General features: G+C 72.1%; 24 protein-coding genes. 11 read left to right on the top strand and 13 right to left on the bottom strand.

Annotation, left to right across the window (positions count from 1 at the left end; all coding sequences use genetic code 11):
* Window positions 1–12: 12 nt before the first annotated feature.
* The 4 genes from GY170_RS00575 to GY170_RS00560 are packed head-to-tail and all read right to left on the bottom strand — an operon-like array spanning window position 13 to window position 3,858.
* Window positions 13–942 carry a metal ABC transporter permease gene (locus tag GY170_RS00575; protein WP_163888986.1) on the bottom strand — a complete coding sequence of 310 codons (930 nt, stop codon included), beginning with the start codon at window positions 940–942 and terminating at the stop codon, window positions 13–15.
* A complete protein-coding gene (locus GY170_RS00570) occupies window positions 942–2,132 on the bottom strand; it encodes a metal ABC transporter permease (protein ID WP_163888975.1) in 1,191 nt (396 codons plus the stop codon). Before GY170_RS00570 ends, GY170_RS00575 begins: the two co-directional genes overlap by 1 nt.
* The gene (locus GY170_RS00565) at window positions 2,129–2,896 is read right to left on the bottom strand and encodes a metal ABC transporter ATP-binding protein (protein ID WP_163888973.1); all 768 of its coding nucleotides are present in this window, start codon (window positions 2,894–2,896) and stop codon (window positions 2,129–2,131) included. Before GY170_RS00565 ends, GY170_RS00570 begins: the two co-directional genes overlap by 4 nt.
* Complete coding sequence (locus tag GY170_RS00560; RefSeq protein WP_163888971.1) at window positions 2,893–3,858, bottom strand: metal ABC transporter solute-binding protein, Zn/Mn family; 966 nt, start codon at window positions 3,856–3,858, stop codon at window positions 2,893–2,895. Before GY170_RS00560 ends, GY170_RS00565 begins: the two co-directional genes overlap by 4 nt.
* Window positions 3,859–4,185: 327 nt before the next feature.
* On the opposite strand from GY170_RS00560, the gene GY170_RS00555 reads away from it, so the two are divergent.
* Window positions 4,186–4,737 carry a hypothetical protein gene (locus GY170_RS00555; RefSeq protein ID WP_163888969.1) on the top strand — a complete coding sequence of 184 codons (552 nt, stop codon included), beginning with the start codon at window positions 4,186–4,188 and terminating at the stop codon, window positions 4,735–4,737.
* 4 nt (window positions 4,738–4,741) lie between these two features.
* On the opposite strand, the gene dapA is transcribed toward GY170_RS00555, so the two are convergent.
* Entirely contained in the window at window positions 4,742–5,611 is an 870-nt protein-coding gene (gene dapA / locus GY170_RS00550; RefSeq protein WP_163888968.1) for a 4-hydroxy-tetrahydrodipicolinate synthase, read from the bottom strand.
* 141 nt (window positions 5,612–5,752) lie between these two features.
* On the opposite strand from dapA, the gene GY170_RS00545 reads away from it, so the two are divergent.
* From GY170_RS00545 to GY170_RS00525, 5 genes are all read left to right on the top strand, one after another.
* Window positions 5,753–7,813, top strand: a complete 2,061-nt coding sequence (locus GY170_RS00545; protein ID WP_163888966.1) for a lytic transglycosylase domain-containing protein — start codon at window positions 5,753–5,755, stop codon at window positions 7,811–7,813.
* Between the two features lie 365 nt (window positions 7,814–8,178).
* Window positions 8,179–9,876: an acyl-CoA dehydrogenase family protein gene (locus GY170_RS00540; RefSeq protein WP_163888964.1), complete on the top strand. Its 1,698-nt coding sequence runs from the start codon at window positions 8,179–8,181 to the stop codon at window positions 9,874–9,876.
* Window positions 9,873–10,895 (top strand): MBL fold metallo-hydrolase, encoded by a 1,023-nt coding sequence (locus GY170_RS00535; protein WP_163888962.1) that lies wholly within the window; start codon window positions 9,873–9,875, stop codon window positions 10,893–10,895. Before GY170_RS00540 ends, GY170_RS00535 begins: the two co-directional genes overlap by 4 nt.
* Window positions 10,896–11,022: 127 nt before the next feature.
* Complete coding sequence (locus GY170_RS00530) at window positions 11,023–11,157, top strand: aa3-type cytochrome c oxidase subunit IV (RefSeq protein WP_163888960.1); 135 nt, start codon at window positions 11,023–11,025, stop codon at window positions 11,155–11,157.
* Window positions 11,158–11,162: 5 nt separating this feature from the next.
* Complete coding sequence (locus GY170_RS00525) at window positions 11,163–11,813, top strand: hypothetical protein (RefSeq protein WP_235937765.1); 651 nt, start codon at window positions 11,163–11,165, stop codon at window positions 11,811–11,813.
* Window positions 11,814–11,824: 11 nt separating this feature from the next.
* Here GY170_RS00525 and GY170_RS00520 read toward each other — a convergent pair whose 3' ends face one another.
* The 3 genes from GY170_RS00520 to GY170_RS00510 all read right to left on the bottom strand — a co-directional run bounded on the left by GY170_RS00520 (window position 11,825) and on the right by GY170_RS00510 (window position 14,133).
* Window positions 11,825–12,163 carry an AzlD domain-containing protein gene (locus GY170_RS00520; protein ID WP_163888956.1) on the bottom strand — a complete coding sequence of 113 codons (339 nt, stop codon included), beginning with the start codon at window positions 12,161–12,163 and terminating at the stop codon, window positions 11,825–11,827.
* Complete coding sequence (locus tag GY170_RS00515; RefSeq protein ID WP_163888955.1) at window positions 12,160–12,879, bottom strand: AzlC family ABC transporter permease; 720 nt, start codon at window positions 12,877–12,879, stop codon at window positions 12,160–12,162. The genes GY170_RS00520 and GY170_RS00515 overlap by 4 nt, the downstream gene beginning before the upstream one ends.
* A 129-nt stretch (window positions 12,880–13,008) precedes the next feature.
* Complete coding sequence (locus GY170_RS00510) at window positions 13,009–14,133, bottom strand: type III PLP-dependent enzyme domain-containing protein (protein ID WP_163888953.1); 1,125 nt, start codon at window positions 14,131–14,133, stop codon at window positions 13,009–13,011.
* 128 nt (window positions 14,134–14,261) lie between these two features.
* On the opposite strand from GY170_RS00510, the gene GY170_RS00505 reads away from it, so the two are divergent.
* Window positions 14,262–14,702, top strand: coding sequence for an Lrp/AsnC family transcriptional regulator (locus GY170_RS00505; RefSeq protein ID WP_163888951.1), 441 nt, complete (start codon window positions 14,262–14,264; stop codon window positions 14,700–14,702).
* Here the strand turns inward: GY170_RS00505 and GY170_RS00500 are convergent.
* The 5 genes from GY170_RS00500 to GY170_RS00480 all read right to left on the bottom strand — a co-directional run bounded on the left by GY170_RS00500 (window position 14,699) and on the right by GY170_RS00480 (window position 18,314).
* Complete coding sequence (locus GY170_RS00500; RefSeq protein ID WP_163888949.1) at window positions 14,699–15,613, bottom strand: CobD/CbiB family cobalamin biosynthesis protein; 915 nt, start codon at window positions 15,611–15,613, stop codon at window positions 14,699–14,701. The genes GY170_RS00505 and GY170_RS00500 overlap by 4 nt on opposite strands.
* Window positions 15,614–15,674: 61 nt before the next feature.
* A complete protein-coding gene (locus GY170_RS00495; RefSeq protein WP_235937764.1) occupies window positions 15,675–16,592 on the bottom strand; it encodes a threonine-phosphate decarboxylase in 918 nt (305 codons plus the stop codon).
* Complete coding sequence (locus GY170_RS00490; protein ID WP_163888944.1) at window positions 16,589–16,978, bottom strand: DUF1636 family protein; 390 nt, start codon at window positions 16,976–16,978, stop codon at window positions 16,589–16,591. Before GY170_RS00490 ends, GY170_RS00495 begins: the two co-directional genes overlap by 4 nt.
* 69 nt (window positions 16,979–17,047) lie before the next feature.
* Window positions 17,048–17,209 carry a hypothetical protein gene (locus GY170_RS00485; protein ID WP_163888940.1) on the bottom strand — a complete coding sequence of 54 codons (162 nt, stop codon included), beginning with the start codon at window positions 17,207–17,209 and terminating at the stop codon, window positions 17,048–17,050.
* A 112-nt stretch (window positions 17,210–17,321) separates the two neighbouring features.
* A complete protein-coding gene (locus GY170_RS00480) occupies window positions 17,322–18,314 on the bottom strand; it encodes a glutathione S-transferase family protein (protein WP_163888938.1) in 993 nt (330 codons plus the stop codon).
* Between the two features lie 287 nt (window positions 18,315–18,601).
* Here GY170_RS00480 and GY170_RS00475 point away from each other — a divergent pair, with 287 nt between their 5' ends.
* The 4 genes from GY170_RS00475 to cbiE are packed head-to-tail and all read left to right on the top strand — an operon-like array spanning window position 18,602 to window position 21,921.
* The gene (locus GY170_RS00475; protein ID WP_163888936.1) at window positions 18,602–18,832 is read left to right on the top strand and encodes a DUF6732 family protein; all 231 of its coding nucleotides are present in this window, start codon (window positions 18,602–18,604) and stop codon (window positions 18,830–18,832) included.
* Complete coding sequence (locus tag GY170_RS00470; protein WP_163888933.1) at window positions 18,829–20,043, top strand: sirohydrochlorin chelatase; 1,215 nt, start codon at window positions 18,829–18,831, stop codon at window positions 20,041–20,043. Before GY170_RS00475 ends, GY170_RS00470 begins: the two co-directional genes overlap by 4 nt.
* Complete coding sequence (locus tag GY170_RS00465) at window positions 20,043–20,672, top strand: precorrin-8X methylmutase (protein ID WP_163888931.1); 630 nt, start codon at window positions 20,043–20,045, stop codon at window positions 20,670–20,672. The genes GY170_RS00470 and GY170_RS00465 overlap by 1 nt, the downstream gene beginning before the upstream one ends.
* Window positions 20,665–21,921, top strand: coding sequence for a precorrin-6y C5,15-methyltransferase (decarboxylating) subunit CbiE (gene cbiE / locus GY170_RS00460; RefSeq protein ID WP_163888929.1), 1,257 nt, complete (start codon window positions 20,665–20,667; stop codon window positions 21,919–21,921). Before GY170_RS00465 ends, cbiE begins: the two co-directional genes overlap by 8 nt.
* The last annotated feature ends 95 nt before the right edge of the window (window positions 21,922–22,016 follow it).

Raw genomic sequence — 22,016 nt, 5'->3', positions numbered from 1 at the left:
TCACCCTGTCCCTCACACCGCCTCCGCCCCCGCGCCGAGCCGGTGCCGGCAGGGGCCGAAGCGGGCCGCGGCGGCGAGGACGAGGCCGGAGATGGCGGCGATCATCCCGGCGGCGGAGACGGAATCGCCCCCCCCCAGCCAGATCGGACCGTAACCGGCGGCGACGTAGCCGACGATGGCGGAGCCGGCGGCGATGAGGGCGGAGAGGCCGACCTGCCGGCCGAGGCGGTTGGTCAGCATCCGCGCCGCGGCGGGCGGGCAGATGAACATGGCGATGACGATGATCGAGCCCACTGCGTCGAAGGCCGCCACCGCCGCCAGCGCCGCCGTGGCGACGAGGCCGAGGCCGATCAGCGCCACCGGCAGGCCCAGCGTGCGGGCGAAGCCCTCGTCGAAGGTGGAGAGCTTCAGCGGCCGCCAGAAGATGAGCGTCAGCACCGCCACGATAGCGCAGGTGATCGCCATGCGCCCCAGCTCCGGCGGCAGCTCCGCCAGCGCCGCGGGGTCGACGAGCGAGGCCCAGCCGTCGGCGGAGAACCAGATCAGCGACTCGAGGTTGCCCATCAGCGCGTGCTCGACGTCGAGGTGCACGGCTGAGGTATCCGTCCGCTCCAGCATCAGCACGCCGGCGGCGAAGAGCGCGGTGAAGACGACGCCCATCGCCGCCCCCGGCTCGATCTTGCCGAGCCGGCGGATCGCCTCGATCAGGCCGACGGCGACGAGCGCCGCCCCGGCGGCGCCGAGCAGCATCGGCACCGCGGCGATGGCCCCCGTCATCAGGAAGGCGACGACGATGCCGGGCAGGACGACGTGGCTGATGGCATCGCCGATCAGCGCCTGTCGCCGCAGCACGAGGAAGTTGCCGGGCAAGGCGCAGGCGATGGCGGCGAGCACGCCGATGAGGATCGGCGTCAGCGACAGCTGGACGAACTCTGCCCCCATCACGACATCTCCCTGTCGAAGGCGGCCACCTGGTCGGGGGCGAAGACCTCCGTGATCGGCGTCAGCCCGTCATAGCGGCCGGTCAGCCCTCCATCCTGGTGGACCTGCCGTGCCACGGCCCAGCGCCGCTCGTCGCGCGCCACCTCCTCCGCCGCCTCCCGGCCCGCCTGCGTGGCCACCCTGTCGGCCCGGATCAGGCCCTCGGCGCGCAGGAGGCGCAGGCTGAGCGCGTCGTGGATCGGCTCGCCCTTGCCCAGCGCCAGCAGCCCCTGGCGCAGGTGCACCCGGCGCTGGAAGCGCCGCTGCCGCACCACCGCCGCCGCCACCCCACGGGCCGGCGCGAGGAGGAGCGAGGCGGCGAAGAGCCCTGTCGCCACCAGCACGATGATCGGCCCCGTCGGCAGCGCGGGGGCGGAGGCGGAGATGGCGGCGCCGACATAGCCGGAGACGCCGCCGATCCCGGCGGCGATCCACATCACACCGCCGGCCCGCTCCGTCCAGAAGCGGGCGGTGACCGCGGGGATGATGAGCAGCGCCACGATGAGGATCAGGCCGACGAGCTTCAGCCCCGTGACGGTGACGAGCAGCACGATGGCCATCATGGCGAGATCCGTTCGCCGGACGGAGAGGCCGGAGGCCGCGGCGAAGCCGGGATCGAACGCCACCAGCGTCATCGGCCGGCGGAGCAGCCAGACGGCCAGCACCGCCGCCGCCCCGCCGAGGCCGATCACCACCGCGTCCACCCGCAGCATCCCGGCGGTGGAGCCGAGGAGGAAGCTCTCCAGCCCCGCCTGTCGGCCCCGCTCCATCGTCTGGATCACGGTGAGCAGCACCACGCCCAGCCCGAAGAGGGAGGAGAGGACGGCGCCGATCGCCGCATCCTCCGGCAGCCGCGTCCGGCTCGCCAGCCATTCGACGGCGAGGAGCCCCAGCGCGGCGGAGACAGCGGCGCCGGCCATCAGCCCGGCGAGCGCCCGCCCCTCGCCGCCGAGGGCGACCATGATCATGAAGGCCAGCGCGATGCCCGGCAGCGTGGCATGGGCCAGCGCGTCGGAGACGAGCGCCCGCTTGCGCAGGAAGAGGAAGGAGCCGGCGGCCCCGGCGGCGAAGCCGAGCAGCGCCGCGCCGATGGCGACGAGCGCGGCGTTGTAGCCCGCCTGCAGCAGCAGCGCCTCGAGGACGGGGCTCATGCGCTTCTGAGCCCCAGCTGGTCGATATGCGCGCCGGCGAGCCGGCCGCCATAGGTCGCTTGCAGGCTCTCGGCGGTGAAAGCGGCCTCCACCGGGCCGGCGGCGATGCGGCGGACGTTGAGGAGGAGGACGTCGTCGAAATAGGCGCCGACGGTGGAGAGGTCATGGTGCACGGCGACGACGGCCTTGCCCTCGGCCTTCAGCCCCTTGAGCACCTCGATGATCGCCCGCTCCGTCGCCGCATCCACCCCGGCGAAGGGCTCGTCGAGCAGGTAGAGATCCGCCTCCTGCGCCAGCGCCCGGGCGAGGAAGACCCGCTGCTGCTGCCCGCCGGAGAGCTGGCCGATCTGCCGCCCCGCGAAGCCCTCGATGCCGACGCGGGCGAGGCACTCGTCCGCCAGCCGCCGGTGGGCGCCGGTGATGCGCCCGAGGAGGCCGACCTTCCGGTAGAGGCCCATCAGCACCACGTCGCGCACGTTGGTCGGGAAGTCCCAGTCGACGCTGGCCCGCTGCGGCACGTAGGCGATGCGCGCCCGCGCCTCGCTCAGCGGCTGGCCGAAGACGCGCACCTCGCCGGAGAGGCGCGGCACGACGCCGAGCGCCGCCTTCAGCATCGTCGACTTGCCCGCCCCGTTCGGCCCGATGATCGCCGTCATCGCCCGCGGGCGGAACGCGGCGGAGACGTCGAAGACCGCCGGCTTCTGCCCGTAGGAGACGGTGAGCCCCTGCACCGAGAGCGCCGGGGTGATGTCGGCGACGCTCATGACAGCCGCCCCAGACGCCCGCCCTCGGGCGCCGCGCCGCCCAGCGCGCGGGCGATGGTGGTGATGTTGTGATCGATCATGCCGAGCCACGTGCCCTCGTAGGTGCCCTCCGCGCCCATCGCGTCGGAATAGAGCTCGCCGCCGATGACCACCTCGTGCCCCCGCGACGCCGCGCCCTCGATCAGGGCGCGGATGTTGCGGTCGGAGACGGAGCTTTCCACGAAAACAGCGCCGATCTGCCGCTCCACCAGCAGGTCCACCAGATCGGAGATGCGCGCTAGGCCGGCCTCGCTTTCGGTGGAGATGCCCTGGATGCCCTGCACCTCCATCCCGTAGGCGCGCCCGAAGTAGCGGAAAGCGTCATGCGCCGTGACGAGCACGCGCCGGTCGGCGGGAATGGTGGCCATGACCTCCGCCCCGTAGGCATCGAGCGCCTGCGCCTCGGCGATATAGGCCTCCGCCCGGGCCGCAACGCCCTCCGCCGCCTCGGGGCGGGCGGCGGCGATAGCATCGGCCACGGCGGCGATGGGGATCTGCCAGAGGCCGGGCGCCATCCAGACATGCGGGTCGTACTTGTCGGCATAGGTCTCGTGCGCGAGCAGCATCTCGGGCGGAATGGCCTCACCCACGCGGGTCAGCGGCGTGCGGCGGGAGATATCCTCGAAGAACGCCTCCATCTGCGCCTCGAGGTAGAGGCCGTGGACGAGCACCAGCTCCGCCCGCCCGACGGAGACAATGTCCGACCGGGTGGCGCGGTAGGAATGCGGATCCACTCCCGGGCCCATCAGCGAAGACGCGGAGACGGCGTCGCCGCCCACCGTGGCAGCGGCATCGCCGATCATCCCGGTGGTGGCGATGACGGAGAGCGGGTCCTGCGCGAGGGCGGCGTTTGGCAGGGCGGCGGCGGGCAGGGCAAGGGCAGCGGCGGCAGTGCCGAGCAGGCGGCGGCGGGTGAGACTCACGGGGGTTGTGCTCCTTCGGTTGTGATCAAGGTAGGAGGATCGCAGGTCTTGTCAATGATTATGAGAACCATTCGCAATTATGGGGTGAAGATGCGAGGGTGGGGCGCAGGTGGAGATGCGTGGGGGCGCTGCCCCCACACCCCCGAGGTATTTTGGGCCAGATGAACAGGGGGGCGCATGACGAGCCCTCCGCGACGGGGGTCGGTGCTGGGTGGGTGGTGAGCGGTGGGGCGCTCCCACGCCCGCCCCGTAGGCCGGCCGTCAGCCCGGCACGCCCGCGTCCGCCACGGCTTGACGCGCGGCCCCGCCGGCCCCTACGCCAGTCCCATGAACACGCCCGCCCACATGGCGCTGAGCCTCGCGCTCCTCGGCAAGCCGCCGCCGCGCCGGCTCTGGTGGGTGATCCTCTTCGGGGCCCTCCTGCCGGACATCGCCTACTTCCTGATGTGGGGGCTGCCGGGGGCTCGCGGGCCGCTGAACCTCGCGGCGGACATCTTCAACTCCGTCCCGCTCTACGCGATCGCCCTCGCCGCCGGCGCGCTGACGCAGTGGCCCTGGCTGACGCTGCTCTCGGCCTCCGCCCTCATGCACATCGCCTTCGACCTCCCGCTCCATGCTGGCGACGCGCATCGCCACTTCTGGCCGTTGACCGACTGGGCGTGGCACGCGCCCTTCTCCTTCTGGGACGCGGACCATCACGGGCGGTTCTTCGGCTCGCTGGAGGGCGTACTCTTCGCTGCCTGCCTCGTCGTCATCTGGCGGCGGCTGGAGACGCGCTGGCAGAGGGCGCTCGCCCTCGCCGGCGCGCTCGTCTACGCGGCGACCTTCGTGCACTTCGTCGGCCATGCCTGGTTCGGCCGGCACTGGGCCGTCTGGTAGGCCCTCAGAGCAGGCCGGCGCCGCGCATCGCCTCGGCGATCTGCGCCTGCACCGGCTCCGACGGCGGCAGGAGGGGGGAGCGCACCTCCCCCGTGCAGCGGCCGAGCAGCGACAGCCCGTGCTTGGCGCCCGCGAGCCCCGGCTCGGCGAAGATCGCCTCGTGCAGGGGCTGGAGCTTGTCCTGCAGGGCCAGCGCGCCGGCGTAATCCCCGGCCGCCGTCTTCGCCTGCAGCTCTGCGCAGAGGCGCGGGGCGACGTTGGCGGTGACGGAGATGCAGCCCCGCCCGCCCTGCGCGTTGAAGCCGATGGCCGTCGGGTCCTCCCCCGAGAGCTGGATGAAATCCTCACCGCACAGGCGCCGCGTCTTCGGCACGCGGGAGAGATCGGCGGTGGCATCCTTCACGCCGACGATCATCTCATGCTTCGCCAGCTCCGCCATCGTGGCAGGCGTCATGTCCACCACCGAGCGGGGCGGGATGTTGTAGATGATGATCGGCAGCCCGCAATCGGCGGCGGCGGTGAAATGGGCGATCAGCCCCGCCTGCGTCGGGCGGTTGTAATAGGGGGTCACGACCAGCGCCGCATCGGCGCCGGCGGCCTGCGCCGCCTTGACGAGGCGCACCGTCTCCGCCGTGTTGTTGGAGCCGGCGCCGGCGATCACGGGGACGCGCCCCGCCGCCTGCTCCACCACCACCTTCACGGCGAGGTCATGCTCGTCATGGGTGAGCGTCGGGCTTTCCCCGGTGGTGCCAACGGGGACAAGACCGGTGCTGCCCTCGGCGATCAGCCAGTCGACGAGCGCGCGCAGCGACTTAACGTCGACCTCGCCGCCCTTGAAGGGGGTGACCATGGCTGGAATCGACCCATGGAACATGGCGTACACCTCTCTCCGGCTGCGGGGTCCCCCCCTGAAAAATCGCGCGGACCCTACGCGGCTTTGCGCGACCCGACAAGTTCGTGACTTTGCGCGCGGCGGCGCCCGCGTTAGGCAGGGGAAAACGAGCGGTTCTCCCCCATGTTGCGCCAGCTTTGCCTGACAGCCTGCCTCTGCCTGCCGCCGGCCCTCGCGCCGGCGCAGGAGGCGTTCCAGTCTGCCGTCCCCGCGCTGCGGGACGAGCAATGGGACGTGGCCGCCGCCCTCGCCCGGCCCGATGGCGAGGTGGCGGAGGCGCTGATCACCTGGATGCGGCTGCGCGAGGGGACGGCCAGCTTCCCCGAATACCCCGCCTTCCTCGCCGCCCACCCCACCTGGCCCGGGCTCGAGAGGCTGCGGGCGGAGGGGGAGCGGCTGATCAGCCCCGGCACCCAGCCTGCCGAGGTCGCCGCCTATTTCGCCGACGAGGCCCCGCAGACGGGCGAGGGCGTCGCCCGCTACGCCGAGGCGCTGATCGCGCTGGGGCGGGGTGTCGAGGCCGAAGCGGTGCTGATGGAGGGCTGGGTCGGCCTCGGCCTCGACGAGGAGGGGGAGGCGGCGCTCCTGCAGTCCTTCGGCGAGGAGCTGACGCCCCTGCACCCGGCACGTGTCGAGGCGATGCTCTGGCGCTGGCGCACGCGCGATGCGGAGCGGCTGCTGCCGTTCCTCTCTCAGAGCGAGCGGGCGCTGGCGGAGGCGCGAATCGCCCTGATCCGCGGCGAGGGCGACGCGGCGGAGAAGATCGCCGCCGTGCCCGCCGATCTCGCCGGCCACCCCGGCCTCGCCGTCGACCGGATGAACCGGGCGGCGGACGAGGGCGACTACACGCAGGCCATCGCCATCATGAGCGCCCAGTCCGGCAGCGCCGCCGAGCTGGGCCAGCCCTTCCGCTGGGCGAGCTGGCGCGCCTCGCTCGCCCGCTGGCTGATGCGCGACGGCCGCCCGCAGGAGGCCTATGACCTCGCCTCCAGCCACCACCTCGAGGCGGACGGGACGCTCTATGCCGATCTGGAGTGGCTCGCCGGCTTCATTGCGCTGACCGACTTGAATGACCCCGCCCTCGCCGATGGGCATTTCCGCGCCTTCCTCGCCAGCGTCGACGGCCCGGTCTCCCTCTCCCGCGGGCATTACTGGCGCGGCCGGGCGCTGGAGGCGGCGGGCGACGGCGCCGGGTCGACGGCGGAATACCAGGCGGCGGCGGAGTTCCAGACGGCGTACTACGGCCTCCTCGCCACCGAGGCCCTGGGCCTGCCCCTGTCGCCCGAGCTGGCCGGCACGGAGCTGCCGGGCTGGGAGGGGGCGCCCTTCCTCTCCACCGAGGTGGGGCGGGCGCTGGAGCTCCTCCTGCCGGGGGAGGACTGGGTGACGAGCGCGCTCTTCACGCTGCGGCTGGCCAATGACCTCGACGAGGCCGGCCTGCGCCAGTTCGCCGCGCTGCTGGAGGAGGACGAGCGGCCCTACCTGCTGACCGTCCTCGGCAAGGTGGCGGCGGAGCGGGGCATCCTGATCCCCGAGGCCTACTTTCCCCTCCACCCGCTCACGGGGATGGATCTGCCGGTGGCGCCGGAGCTGGCGCTGTCGATCGCGCGGCGGGAATCGGAGTTCAACCAGTATGTCGGCTCCCCGGTGGGCGCGCAGGGTCTGATGCAGCTCATGCCCGGCACCGCCCGGGAAGTGGCGGTGAACCAGGGGCTGGACTACGAGTACGAGCGGCTGACGCAGGACTGGCAGTACAACGCCCGCCTCGGCTCCACCTACCTCGCGGGGCTGGAGGAGGAGTTCGGCCCCTCCCCCGTGATGATCGCCGCCGGCTACAACGCCGGCCCCTCGCGGCCCCGCCAGTGGATGGAAGCACGGGGAGACCCGCGCGACCCCGAGGCGGGCGTCGACGTGGTGGACTGGATCGAGCACATCCCCTTCACCGAGACACGCAACTACGTGCAGCGGGTCGCCGAATCGCTGCCCGTCTACCAGGCGCGGCTGGGCGAGCCGCAACCGGGGCCCCTGCGCTTCCTGTCGCTCCTGCGCGGAGAGAAGCCGTTCATCCGCCCCCGCTCCCGCCCGACGCAATCCGAGCTGGAGCAGTTGCGCGTGCGCGCCATCGAGGGGCGGGCGACCGAGATCGCGCCGGACGTCTCCCTGCGGCCTCTGGCGCGGCCCTGAGGGAACAGGGGGCGCCGCTCGGCCCGGCGCCCCCTCTCCTCCCCCTCCCAACGGGAGCAGGGCGAGCGCCTGCCCGTGGGGTGGCGCTCCGACTTCGCCGCGGGGCGCTTTATGCCGGCCAAGCCCCTCCCCGCTCACCGCTCAGCACCAAGCCCCGCCAGAGCGCCAGCCCGCCGGGACGGGCAGGCGCTCGCCCTGCGCCTTCGGCGCGCACCGGGCGGGGGGCGTAGCGGTGAGGTTTCGCTGAGGGCACGGCTTCAGACGGTCGGGCACAGCACCCCACCCTCCGCTCCCCGTGACGCCGCGTTTGCGTTTGCGCTTCGGAGCCTGCCGACTACCCTCACCGGCGAAGTGAGGTCCCGCACATGCCCTATGTTCCGCCGCTCGACGATTATCGCCTGCTCCTCGGCCACCTGACCGGGTTCGCCAAGGTCACCGCAACGGAGCGCTTCGCGGAGGCCGGCGGCGACACGGCGGAGGCGATCCTCACCGAGGCCGGGCGCCTCGCCGCCGATGTCCTCGCCCCCCTCCAGCGCCCGGGGGATCTGCACCCCGCCCGGCTCGAGAACGGCGTCGTGCGCACCTCGCCGGGTTTCGCCGAGGGCTTCCGGGCCATCGCCGAGGGCGGCTGGATCGGCATCTCCGCCGAGGAAAGCTCCGGCGGCATGGGCCTGCCGCTCACCCTCGCCACCGCCGTCAACGAAATGTTCTCGGGCGGCTGCCTCGCCCTCCAGCTCGCCCCCTTGATGAGCCAGGGCCAGATCGAGGCGCTGGAGCATCACGCCTCCGACGAGCTCAAAGCGCTCTACCTGCCCAAGCTCACCTCCGGCGACTGGATCGGCACGATGAACCTGACGGAGCCGCAGGCCGGCTCCGACGTCGGCGCGTTGACAACGAAGGCGGAGCCGAAGGGCGACGGCACCTACGCCATCACCGGCCAGAAGATCTACATCACATGGGGTGACAACGACTTCACCGAGAATGTCTGCCACCTCGTCCTCGCCCGCCTGCCGGACGGCCCCTCGGGCACCAAGGGCATCTCGCTCTTCATGGTGCCGAAGTACCTGCCGCAGGACGATGGCACCCCCGGCGAGGCCAACGCCCTCCGCGTCGTCTCGCTGGAGCACAAGCTGGGCCTCCACGGCTCCCCCACCGCGGTGATGTCCTACGAGGGCGCGACCGGCTGGCTGGTGGGGGCGGAGCATGGCGGCATGGCGGCGATGTTCACCATGATGAACAACGCCCGCCTTGGCGTCGGCACGCAAGGCATCGGTGTCGCCGAGGCGGCCACGCAGCTGGCGATGGCCTATGCCTCCGACCGCAAGCAGGGGCGCGCCTCCGGCCGGGGGACGATCATCGAACATGCCGACGTGCGCCGGATGCTCGCCACAATGCAGGCGCAGACCTTCGCCGCCCGTGCCATCGCCCTGATGTGCGCCGGCGCGCTCGACATGGCTCGCGCCACCGGCGACGCGGCGCAGGCCGCGCGCGGCGCCCTCCTCACCCCCATTGCCAAGGCCTTCGGCACCGACACGGGCTGCGAGGTCGCGCAGATGGGCATCCAGGTGCATGGCGGCATGGGCTTCATCGAGGAGACGGGCGCCGCCCAGCTCGCCCGCGACGTCCGCGTGACGGCGATCTACGAGGGCACCAACGGCATCCAGGCGCTCGATCTCGTCGGCCGCAAGCTGATGGATGGCGGCGAGGCGGCCTTCGCGCTGATCGACAGCGTCATCACCGAGGCGGAGGGCGCCCGTGCCACGCGCCCGGTGCTCGCCGATCACCTCTGGCAGGCGGCCGAATCGCTCCGTGAGGCGACGGAGCACCTCGTGGCGCTGGAGCCGGCGGCGCGCGGCGAGGTGGCGGTGCCCTACCTGCGGGCCTTCGCGCTCGTTCTCGGCGGGCAGGCGCATCTCTGCGCGGCGGCCCATGGCGGGCCCGAGCGGCAGGCGCTCGCCGCCTTCTACCTGCGCCGGATGCTGCCGGAGCATGCCGGCCTCCTCGCCCATGTGCGCGAGGCTGGCGAGGCGGGCCTGCCGGCGGCAGACGAGTTGCTGGCATGACCGAGCTCTCCCACCCGTTCGACACGGCGCCGGCGCCCGGCGAGATGTGGCAGGTGGCCGAGGGCCTCCACTGGGCGCGGCTGCCGCTGCCGATGAAGCTCGACCACGTCAACATCTACATCACCGACGAGGGCGACAGCTGGACGATCATCGACACCGGCCTCAACTGGGCCAAGGGCCGCTCCGCCCTGCAGGCGCTGCTCGACGGCCCTCTCTCCGGCAAGCCGGTCGCCCGCGTCATCGTCACCCACCACCACCCCGATCATGTCGGCCTCGCCGGCTGGCTCATGGCGCGGGGGGCGGAACTGTGGATGCCGCGCACCGGCTGGCTGCTCTCCCGGATGCTGATCCTCGACGAGGAGGACGCGGCCCCGCCCGAGGCCTTCGCCTTCTGGCGCCGCGCCGGCATGGACCCGGCGGAGCTCGCGTCGCGCGAGGGCTCGCGGCCCTTCAACTTCGCCGATGTCGTCGCCCCCCTGCCCGCCGGCTACCGGCGCCTGCAGGAGGGCGAGGTCATCCGCCTCGCCGGGCGCGATTGGCGGGTGCGGATGGGCGACGGCCACGCGCCCGAGCAGGCGACCTTCTGGGCGGAGGACGAGGCGCTGGTCATCGGGTCCGACCAGCTCCTCCCCCGCATCTCGCCCAACATCTCCGTCCACCAGTTCGAGCCGGAGGCGGACCCGCTGGCCGAGTGGTTCGAAAGCTGCGCGCGGCTCTCCGCCTTCGCGACGCCCGAGCAGCTCGTCCTGCCCGGCCACCGCCTGCCCTACCGCGGCCTGCCCTTCCGCCTGCGCCAGCTGGCCGACAACCACACCGGCGCCCTCGCCCGGCTGCATGCCTTCCTCGCCGAGCCTCGGGTGGGGCACGAGTGCTTCCCCGTCCTCTTCTCGCGCGAGATCTCCGCCGACCAGTACACCCTCGCCCTCGGCGAGACGCTGGCCCACCTCAACCACCTCTGGCTGAGGGGCGACGCCCTCCGCGAGGAGGTGGACGGGGCGTGGCACTGGCGCCGGGCCTGAGGGGACCCGAGCCCGGCCGTCAGGCCGGGAGAGGGGCGGCAGGGCCGGGCCATCCGGGGGCTGACACGCCCGGGCGGATCGGCTAAGGCATCGCCGGGCAAACCTGGCTTCGAGGAGCAGACATCAGATGGCCGAGCACAAGCATGGCGACATGGACATCACCACGCAGGAAGCCACCTTCGACGGCTTCATGAAGATGCTGACGCGCGGGGCGATCGTCATCGTCGTCGCCCTGGTCTTCCTCGCCCTGATCGCCGGCTGAGCCGGGTGCATCGCCGCGCCTTCCTGATCGGCCTGCCGCTGGTTGCCGCCGGCTGCGGGCCGGGGGAGCCTGTCTGGGCCCCGGAGGAGTTCGTGCGCCGCGTCGCCTACCGCGATCCGGGGCCGGCGCAGCTCACCCTCTTCACGGTACGCGCCTCCTCCGACGACAGCGGCGCCCATACCGGGCTGATGATCAACGCCAGCCAGCGGGTCATCTTCGACCCGGCCGGCACCTTCCAGCACGAGACGATCCCCGAGCGGAACGACGTCTTCTTCGGCATCACGCCGGCCATCGAGCAGCTCTACCTCTCCTTCCATGCCCGGGTGACCTACTACGTCATCCGGCAGGACCTCGTGGTGAGCGATGCCGTGGCCGAGCGGGCGCTGCAACTGGCGCTCGCCGCCGGCCCGGTGCCCAAGGCCGCCTGCGCCCGCGCCACGGCCGGTATCCTGCAGGAGCTGCCGGGGATGGAGTTCATCCGCAAGACGCTCTCCCCCGAGCGGCTGCAGGAACAGTTCGCGAAGGTCCCCGGCGTCGTCACCACGGAGTACCGGGAAGAAGACGACAACGACCGCTTCCGCGAGCTGGAAGAATACGTGCCGGAGGCCGGCTTCGACGCCTCGGACGAGATCGAGGCCGCCGCCGCCGCGCAATAAGCCCGGCCCGCCTACCAGCCGGCCGCGCCCTCCAGCCACAGCCCGGCGTAGAGCGCCAGCGCCCCCGCCACCATCGCCCAGACGGCCGAGCGCCCAAGCCAGCCGGCCCCCAGCGCCACCAGCGCCGCTATGAGACGGGCCGGATCCGTCTCCCCCTCCGTCGCGGCGGGCCAGAGCACGAGCGGCGCCACGAGGCCGGGCAGCACGGCGACGGGCGTGTAGCGCAGGTGGCGCAGCACCCATTCCGGCATCTTCCGGTCGCCGATCAGGCCGAGGAAGGAATAGCGGATCAGGAACGTCCCCACGCCCAGCGCCGCGATCACCGCCCAGAGCACCGGCCCGCCGATCATGCCGCCGTCCCCCGGCGCCGCTCCATCCACCGCTCCACCTGCGCGCCGGTCATCATCGCCAGAAGCGCGGCGATGAGCAGACCGGAGCCGGAGGGCAGCCCGGCGAGGAGCAGCGACGCGACCACCGAGACGAGCGCGGCGGCGGCGTGTGCCGCCGTCCGCAGCGCCGGCCCGATCAGGGCGAGGAAGGCGATGGGCATGGCGAAGTCGAGCGCCAGGCTCTCCGGCACGCTCTGCCCGGTGACGGCGCCGACCGTCGTGGTCACGTACCAGACCGGCATGATCGTCGTCGCGGTGCCGAGGTAATAGGCCAGCCTCGTGCGCAGGCTCCACTCCGGGCTCTGCTCGTAGCGGGTGATGGAGAGCGCGTAGGTCTGGTCGATCATCAGGTAGGCGGCGAACATCCGGCGCAGGGGCGGCAGGCTGCCGAGCCACGGGGTGAGCGAGGCGGAGTACATCGCCATCCGCATGTTCACCGCCAGCCCGGCGAAGATCGCCAGCAGCGCCGTGCCGTTATCCTGCAGTACCGACAGCGCCGCGAGCTGCGAGGCGCCGGCCACCACGATGAAGGAGAAGGAGAAGATCTCCAGCAGGTTCAGCCCCGCCTCGGCCGAGACGACGGCGAAGAGGAAGGCGAAGGGCCCGACGACCAGCACGAAGGGCAGCGCATCGCGGATGCCGCGCCCGTAGACCGATCTGTTGCTGGGGCCGCTCATCGCTCACGCCGCTGCCGGAGGTTCGTCAGCCGGCCTACCCCCAGTTCCGGGGGAGCGCAATCGCCGCCGCCGGGCGCCGAATTCCATATGGAATTCGAAGGCGGAAACCATATGGTTTCCGCCCGGCCCTCAGCCGAGCGAGGAGACGGAGACCTCGTCCCACGCCCCGTAGCCGTTGAAGGCGGTGTTGACGCCGTAGAGGTAGGCGCCCATCGCCGAGAAGAGCAGCCAGTCGCCCTCCTCCACGTCCGCCGGCAGCAGCGGCTCGCCCGGCAGCCGGTCGAGGCTGTCGCAGGTGGGGCCCCAGAGCCGGTGGGGCTGGTGCGATTCCGACAGCTCCCGCCCGTCGCCGGCCACCACCTCGAAGGCGGAGAGGCCGAGGGTGACGAACTCGCTCAAGCCCCCGTAGATGCCGTCGTTCAGGATCGCGTCGCCCCGGTCGAGCGACTTGATGCGCACGGCATAGGCGAAGGCGTCGGCCACCAGTCCACGCCCCGGCTCGCAGACCAGCCGGGCGCCGGGGAAGCGGGGCGCGAAGGACGAGATGGTCTCGAAGATCGGCGCCAGCTCGGCCGGCTCGCCGCTGCGGGCGGAGGGGAAGCCGCCGCCGACGTTGACGCTGGCAAGGCGGATGCCCGTCTCCTCCATCAGCTCCGCCGCCGTCTCGAGATAGGCGGCCCAGGCGGAGGGCTCGTCGCATTGCGTGCCGACATGGAAGGTCAGCGACACGCGCCGCCCGGCGGAGGCGGCCCGGCGCATGAGCTTCGCCGCTTCGGCCGGCCCGGCGCCGAACTTGGCGGAGAAGGCATAGGCGGCGCCCTCCACCGGCAGGTCGAGCCGCACCGCGAACTCCGCCTCGCGCGGCAGGTCGGCGGCGAGCAGCTTCTCCAGCTCCCCCGGCCGGTCCACGGCCCAGGAGGTGGCGCCGGCCGCCTTGGCCAGCGCGATCTCGCCGGGCGAGCGGACGGGGTTGTGGTAGTGCAGGTGCGCGCCGGGGGCGAGGCGCTGCATCAGCGCGATCTCCGCCGGCGAGGCGACGTCGAATCCCGCCATGCCGCCGGCATGAAGCTGGGTCAGCACCGCCTCGGCGGGGTTGGACTTCACGGCGAAGGTCACCTCGCCCGGAAAGCCCTCGCGGAAGGCGCGATGCTTGGCCTCCAGCGCCGGCGGGCAGAAGAACTGCACCGGCATCTCGCCCCCATGCGCCACCAGCCAGTCCTGCGGCCGCTCTGCCAGAATTGCCTTCTGAAGCATCTACCCGTCCTCTGCCTGCTCAGCCTTGCGGCTTTCCCATGAAGATACGCCGCGGCCCCGCCAGTTCGACGTGTCGCCCTGCTCGAATTGCTCTCGATTCTCGGCGCATCGCCGTTAATGTCGACTTAATGACCAATCTTGATGACAAGGACAGGGCCCTGATCGCCGTTCTCGGCGAAAACGCGCGCCTGCCGGTGGCGGCGCTGGCCAAGAAGCTGGGGCTGGCGCGGACGACGGTGCAGGCCCGGCTCGACCGGCTGGAGCGGCAGGGCGTGATCGCCGGCTACACGTTGCGCCTCGGCGACGGGGCGCTGCCGGGGGAGATCCGCGCGACGGTGCTCATCCAGATCACCCCCTCCGCGCAGGGCGCGGTGCTGGCGGGCCTGCGCCGGCTGACGCCGGTGGAGCGGGTCTACACCACCGCCGGGCGCTTCGACTTCTGCTGCCAGCTGCGCGTCCGCTCGCCGCTGGCGCTGGACGAGGCACTGGACCATATCGGCGAGATCGACGGCGTGGTGACGCTGGAGAGTCTGATCCACCTGTCGACGCGGATCGACCGGGCGCTCTAGAGGAGCGCCTGCGCCACCGCCGCCGCGCCGACCAGCACCATCCCGAGGCCCCAGCCGAGCCTTAGCCGGCCCACCGCCGCCTCCACCTCCGCCGCGCCGATCTCCTTGCGCCCGCCGGCGTTCACGAACGGAAAGTCGCGCATCTCGCCATCGTAGCTGCGCGGCCCGGCGAGGGCGACGCCGAGGGCGCGGGCCATCGCCGCCTCCGGCCAGCCGGCATTCGGCGAGCGGTGGCGCCGCGCATCGGCGACGAGCGGGCCCCAGCCCGTCAGGCGGGGGCGCAGCAGGACGGCGGAGAGGCGGGCGGGCGCGAGGTTGAGCAGGTCGTCCATCCGGGCGGCGGCCCAGCCGAAGGCCTCGTGCCGGGGCGTCCGGTAGCCGATCATCGAATCGGCGGTGTTCACCACCTTGTAGGCGATCAGCCCCGGCAGCCCGGCGAGCGCGAACCAGAGCGCGGGTGCCACGACCCCGTCGGAGAAGTTCTCCGCCCCGCTCTCGATGGCCGACCGCGCCACGGCCGGCGCCGCCATCCCGGCGGTATCGCGGGAGACGATGAGCGCCACGGCCGCCCGCCCCTCCGCCAGCCCGGCGCGCAGGCCGGTGGCCACGGCGGCGACGTGCTCGCTCAAAGATCGCTGCGCGAGGAGCATGGCGCCCACGATGACCTCCGCCCAGCGCCCCGGCAGCGCGGCGAGGGCGAAACCGAGGGCGATGGCCCCGGCAAGGAGCAGGGCGAGCGCCAGCACCCCCTTCGCCCGGCGGTGGGGGCCAGCGTTCAGCCGCGCATCGAGGGCGGCGACGGCGCGGCCCATGAGAACGGCGGGGTGCGGCAGGCGGCTCCAGAGCCAGCGGGGCTCGCCGAGGGCCGCGTCGAGTACCGCGGCAAGGGCGAGGGCGGAGAGCAGGCTCATGCCGGGGATCGATTTCCATATGGAAATCGAAGGCGGAAACCATATGGTTTCCGCGTCCCGCTCACAGCGCCGCCTCGAGCTGCGCCCAGCGCTCCGGCGCCGGCAGGCCGAGGCGCAGCCAGCCCGGCGCATAGGGGAAGACGCGGCTCCAGACGTGGTGCTCCGCCAGCCGCTCCTGCCACGCCGCCGCCTCCTCCACCTCGTAGAGCCGGAAGAGCGTCGTGCCGCCGGCGACCCTCGCCCCGGCGCCCTGAATCAGCGCATCGAGCCGGTCCGCATCCGCGGCGAGCCGGGCGCGCGTCTCCTCCGCCCAGCCGGCATCCTCCAGCGCACGTGCGCCGACCTCAAGCGCCGGGCCGGAGACGGGCCAGGGGCCGAGCATCTCCGCCATCCGGGCGAGCGGCTCCGGCGCCCCGATCAGGAAGCCGAGGCGCAGGCCGGCGAGGCCCCAGAACTTGCCGAAGCTCTTGAGGATCAGCACGTCGCCCCCGGCCCGCGCCACGTGGCTCGCCCCGGGCATCACGTCGCAGAAGCTCTCGTCGTAGATGGTCAGGCCCGCGCCGGGGGGCGGGGCGAGCCGCCCGTCGGGGTTGTTCGGGTGCACCGCCACCGTCGCCCCGCCGGGGCCGGTCGCCCAGCCGGCGCCGTCGAAGGCGGCGCGCCATTCGTTGTAGGTCGGCTCCGCGATCTCCACGTGGCCCTTCGGCCAGAGCGCCGGCAGCCGCGCGATCAGCGCCGAGGCGCCGGGCGCGGCGAGCACGCCCGCGCCCTCCGGCACCTGCCAGAAGCTGCGCGCCGCCGCCTTCAGCCGCTCCGCGGCCGCCTTGTCGGGGAGCGCTGTCCAGGCGCCGGGGGAGATGTCGCCCAAGGGATAGGGAACCGGGTTTATGCCGGTCGAGAGATCCAGCCAGCCGTCCCTCTCTCCGCCCCAGCGGGCGATGGCGGCGTCGAGGCCGCCGCCATGGTCTCTCTCGTTCACTTCTCCGCCTCGGCGGGCGGCGCCTCCGGCACCGGCAGCTGGCGGGAGACGAAGTGGCCCTTCACGCCGGCGGGCCATGTCTTGTAGGGCACCTGCCCCGTCTCGCTCTCGGCATGAAGCGCCGCGAAGCCGACGATGGCCTCCGCCGCCTCTTCCCCCGGCTCGAAGGTGCCGATGGAGTAGCCGATCTTGCCGGCCCCCTGCACGATCACGTTGCAGGCCCGCTCGCAGCCCATGGTGCAGGAGACGCGGCGCGTCGCGAGGCCGGCGGCCGAGGCCCGCGGCTCGATGAGGCCGGCGAGGCGCTCTCCGTCGCTCTCGCCCATGCCTCTCGCGGCCCAGTCGTCACGCTTGCAGGTGTCGCAGATTGTGATCCAGCTCGTCATGAGGCGGATGTGCCGGCCCAGGCCCCGGCCCGCAAGCCCATTCGCGGCGCCCGCGGCGCCAATCGCGGCTCAGGTGACGAGATTGCTGGCGGGGATGTCGGGCGGGGCGGCGATCATACCGGCATGGATCTCGGGGCCGGAAACGAAGACGGCTGCGATAATCGTCAGAAAAAGGAACAGGAGCGCAGCAGCAAAAACTCGCGTCATCGAGGTAACCTCGTCAGTCAGCATTCGTCGGTGGCAGGCGACAACACAGTTTCAACCGCAGGGTGACGCCTGCGTCAACCGGCCGCGGCAGAGAAGCCGGAAAAATCGTCTAAAATTCTTCCGGCTTCTGGTTTGCTCAGTGCCCCCGGCTGAGGCCCTCGCGGCCCGGCGGGGCGGTGTAGTCGATCTCCGGCCCCACGGGGATGATCCGGTTGGGGTTAATCGTGTCGTGGCTGTAGTGGTAATGGCGGATGTAGTGATCCGGCCGCACCGTCTTCGACACGCCGTCCATCTGGTAGAGATCGCGCGTGTAGCCCCAGAGGTTCGGGTAATCGACGAGCCGGCGGCGGTTGCACTTGAAGTGGCCGTGGTAAACCGGATCGAACCGCAGCAGCGTGGTGAGCAGCCGGATATCGGCCTCCGTCACGTCGTCGCCGGTGAGGAAGCGCTTCTGCATCAGCATGTCCTCCAGCCAGTCGAGCGATTCGAAGAGCTGGCCGACGGCGCTGTCATAGGCGCCCTGCTTGGTGGCGAAGCCGGCCTTGTAGACGCCGTTGTTCACCGTGTCGTAGACGCGGGCGTTGATCTCGTCGATCTCGTCGCGCTTGTGCTCGGGGTAGAAGTCCCGGCAGCTGCCGGTGATCGAATCGAAAGCCGTGTTGAACATGCGGATGATCTCCGCGCTCTCGTTGGAGACGATGGTCTCCGTCTCTTTGTCCCACAGCACCGGCACAGTGACGCGCGTCGTCGCCTCGGGCTCGGACTTCACGTAGATGTCGCGCAGGAAGGGCAGCCCGTAGAGCTGGTCCCCGGTGGAGCCGTCGAACGTGTCGTCGAAGGTCCAGCCATCCTCCAGCATGTCGGGGTGGACGACGGAGATGTCGATATGCGGCTCCAGCCCCTTCAGCTCTCGCATGATCAGCGCCCGGTGCGCCCAGGGGCAGGCGTAGGAGACGTAGAGGTGGTAGCGCCCGCTCTCGGCCTTGAAGCCGCCCTTGCCGGAGGGCCCGGCGGAGCCGTCCTCCGTCACCCAGTTGCGGAAGCTCGATTCGCTGCGCTGGAAGGCCCCGCCGCTCTTCTTGGTGTCGTACCAGCCCGGCTCCCAAGTGCCATCAACGAGTTGTCCCATGTGCGGCGTCCCTCCTGTTAACTTACGCACAACATATAGGCGCCTGTTCGGGAAAGGCGAAGTCCCGCCGGTGGCCGGGCAGCGACGTCGCCTTTGGCGGGCGGGGCGGCGCTTCCCGCGTTGATGCCGCGGGGCGGAGCCCCTATGGAGGGGCCGACGACGCCCGCTTTCGGGCCAGAACGGTTGGCGGCGCCGGGTCGACCCATGTCGGGGGCCAGACGCGTCGCATCGTCCCTGTTCCGGGTGCGCCGGAGCATCTGGCGCGCGAGCGGCCAAAGGAGGCTCCCATGCGCCCGACGATTGCCATCGCCACCCTACCCCCGCTCCTCGCGCCCTCGCTGGGCCTGGCCCATGTCGGCCATATCGGCGAGCTGGCCGGCCACGACCACTGGGTCGCCGGCGCTGCCATCGGCGCCGCCGTGGCCGCCGCCGTCTGGGGCGCGCTCAAGGGCCGCAAGGACGAGGGCGGCAAGGACGCGGCCGAGGCCGAGGCCGAAGGCGACGAGGTGGAGGCATGAGCGGCGGTCCCGATTTCGCCCCGCGCGGCGGCTCCGGCGCCGAGGCGCTGCCCGGCGGCGCTGCCCATGGCCCGCAGCCTAAGACCGGCGTCCTCCTCTGCGGCCATGGCTCCCGCAGCCAGAACGCGGTGGAGGAGTTCCGCGGCCTCGCCGAGGCGCTGCCGCCCTACCTGCCGCCGGACTGGCCGCTCTCCTACGGCTACCTCGAGTTCGCCAATCCCGTCCTCCGCAAGGGCCTCGACGCCCTCCGCGAGCAGGGCTGCGAGCGCATCCTCGCCGTGCCGGGGATGCTGCTGGCCGCGATGCACTCCAAGAACGACATCCCCGCCGTCCTCGCCGCCTACGAGGAGGAGACGGGCATCGAGGTGCTCTACGGCCGTGAGCTGGGCCTGACCCCGCAGATGCTCGCCGCCGCCCGCGCCCGCATCGAGGAGGCGCTGGCCGGGGCGCCCGACGTGCCCCGTCACGAGACCTGCCTCGTCGTCATCGGCCGCGGCGCCTCAGACCCCGACGCCAACGGCAACGTCTCCAAGATCGCGCGGATGCTGTGGGAAGGCATGGGCTTCGGCTGGTGCGAGGTCGGCTATTCCGGCGTGACCTTCCCGCTGGTGGAGCCGGCGCTGAGCCACGTCGCCAAGCTCGGCTACAAGCGGGTCATCGTCTTCCCGTACTTCCTCTTCTCCGGCATCCTCATCGACCGGATCTACGGCTTCACCGACGAGGTGGCGAAGCGCCATCCGGAGATCGAGTGGCTCAAGGCGCCCTACCTCGGCGTCCATGACGGCGTGCTGCAGACCTTCGCCGAACGCGTCACGGAGCTGGTGGGAGAGGCCGTCCCCCCCACCTGCGCCGCCTGCAAGTACCGCTCCGCCGTCATCGGCTTCGAGCACGAGGTCGGCGCCCCGCAGGAGAGCCACCACCACCACGTCGAGGGCCAGGGCGCCGCGGCCCCCGGCTCCAACGTCGCCGACTGCCAGCTCTGCGACACCTTCTGCACCGGCCTCTGCCGGCTGGAGAAGGAGGCGGCGGGGCATGGGCACCACCACCACGGCCATGACCATGACCATGACCATGGGCACTCCCACGATCATGGGCACAGCCACGACCACGGGCATTCGCATGATCACGACCATGATCACCACCACCCGCCCTACCCCCATGCCGACCATCCCCACGGGCCGCTCAGCGCGCTGAAGACCCGAAGGTCCTGATGCGCCCCTACCTCAAGGATCCCGCGGCGATCTACGCAGAGAGCTTCCGCATCGTCCGGGAGGAGGCCCGGCTGGAGCGGTTCTCCCGGGCGATGGAGCCCGTGGTCACCCGGCTGATCCACGCCTGCGGCATGGTGGAGATCGCCGACCGCCTCGCCTTTTCCCCCGGCGCGGCGGAGGCGGGGCGGGCCGCGCTCGCCTCCGGCGCGCCCGTCCTCTGCGATTGCGAGATGGTCGGCGCGGGGATCATCCGGCGGCACCTCGGCGCGTCGGAGGTGGTCACGACCATCAATGCCCCGGGCCTGCCCGACCTCGCCGCGAAGCTCGGCACCACCCGCTCCGCCGCGCAGGTGGAGCTCTGGCGGGAGCGCATCGAGGGCGCCGTCGTTGCCATCGGCAACGCCCCCACCGCCCTCTTCCACCTCATGGAGAAGCTGGACGAGGGCTGGCCGAAGCCCGCCCTCATCCTCGGCTTCCCCGTCGGCTTCGTCGGCGCGGCGGAATCGAAGGCGGAGTTGGCGGGGGACCCGCGCGGCTGCGACTTCATCGCCCTCCGGGGACGCCGCGGCGGCTCGGCCATGGCCTCCGCCGCCGTCAACGCCCTCGCACTGGGAGAGACGCATGGCTGACGCCCCGCTCGGCGCCCTGCACGGCGCCGCCCTCGATGACTTGGGCCGCCCCGACCCGTGGCTCCATATCGTCGGCATCGGCGAGGACGGTCTCGCCGGCCTCAGCCCCGCCACCCGCGCCGTGGTGGAATCGGCCGAGGTGATCCTCGGCGGCGACCGGCACCATGTGCTGAGCGATGCAATCACCGCCGAGCGCATCGCCTGGCCCTCGCCCTTCTCGGCGATGATCGACACGATCCGATCCTTGCGCGGCCGCCGCGCCGTGGTGCTGGTGACGGGCGACCCGCTCTGGTTCTCCGCCGGGGCGCGCATCGCGCGCGGCATCCCGCCGGAGGAGATCACCTTTCACCCGCAGCTCTCGGCCTTCCAGCTCGCCTCCGCCCGGCTCGGCTGGTCCCTTGCCGATTGCGAGACGCTGACCGTCCACGGCCGCCCGGTGGAGCAGATGATCGCCTTCATCCAGCCCGAGGCGCGGCTGCTCATCCTGACGACCGGCGCCGAGACGCCCGGCAAGATCGCCCGCTTCCTCGCCGAGCGCGGCTTCGGCGCCTCGAAGATGACGGTGCTCGCCGCGATGGGCGGCGAGAGCGAGCAGCGTTTCGAAGGCACGGCCGAGGGCTGGGACCACGAGGTGCCGGAGTTCAACACCCTCGCCGTGGAGTGCATCGCCGCGCCCGACGCCGCCCTCCTGCCCCGCGTGCCCGGCCTCGACGACGCGCTCTTCCGCTCCGACGGGACGATGACCAAGCGAGAAATCCGCGCCATCACGCTCGCCAAGCTCATGCCCATGCGCGGCGCGCTCCTGTGGGACATCGGCTGCGGCTCTGGCTCCGTCGCCATCGAATGGATGCGCGCCGCTCGCTACGCCCGCGCCATCGGCATCGAGCCTCGCGCCGACCGCCGCGCACTGGCCGCCGAGAACGCCCTCGCCCTCGGCACGCCGCGGCTGGAGCTCGTCGCCGGCGAGGCCCCCGCGGCCCTCGACGGCCTGCCCCCGCCCGATGCCATCTTCATCGGCGGCGGCCTGACGGAGGAGGTGTTCGCTGCCGCCTTCGCCGCCCTCCGCCCCCTCGGCCGCCTCGCCGCCAACGCGGTGACGATCGAGGGCGAGGCCCGCCTCGCCGCGCTCCGCTCCACCCATGGCGGCGAGCTGACCCGCATCGACATCTCGCGCGCCGGCCCCGTCGGCGGGCTCACCGGCTTCAAGCCGCTCCGGCCCGTGACCCAGTGGTCGCTGGTGAAGCGATGACTGCGCTTGGGGCAGATGCCGGATGCCTCCGGCGGGGATATTTGGAGAAAAGCGAGGGCAGGAGCGCCCTGTCTCTCGCTTTTCCGGAAATATCC

This window comes from Pseudoroseicyclus tamaricis (assembly GCF_012070395.1).
GTDB classification, from domain to species: Bacteria; Pseudomonadota; Alphaproteobacteria; order Rhodobacterales; family Rhodobacteraceae; genus Pseudoroseicyclus_A; species Pseudoroseicyclus_A tamaricis.
Note: the sequence above shows the minus strand (reverse complement) of the source record. Positions and strands in the feature narration are given on the sequence as shown.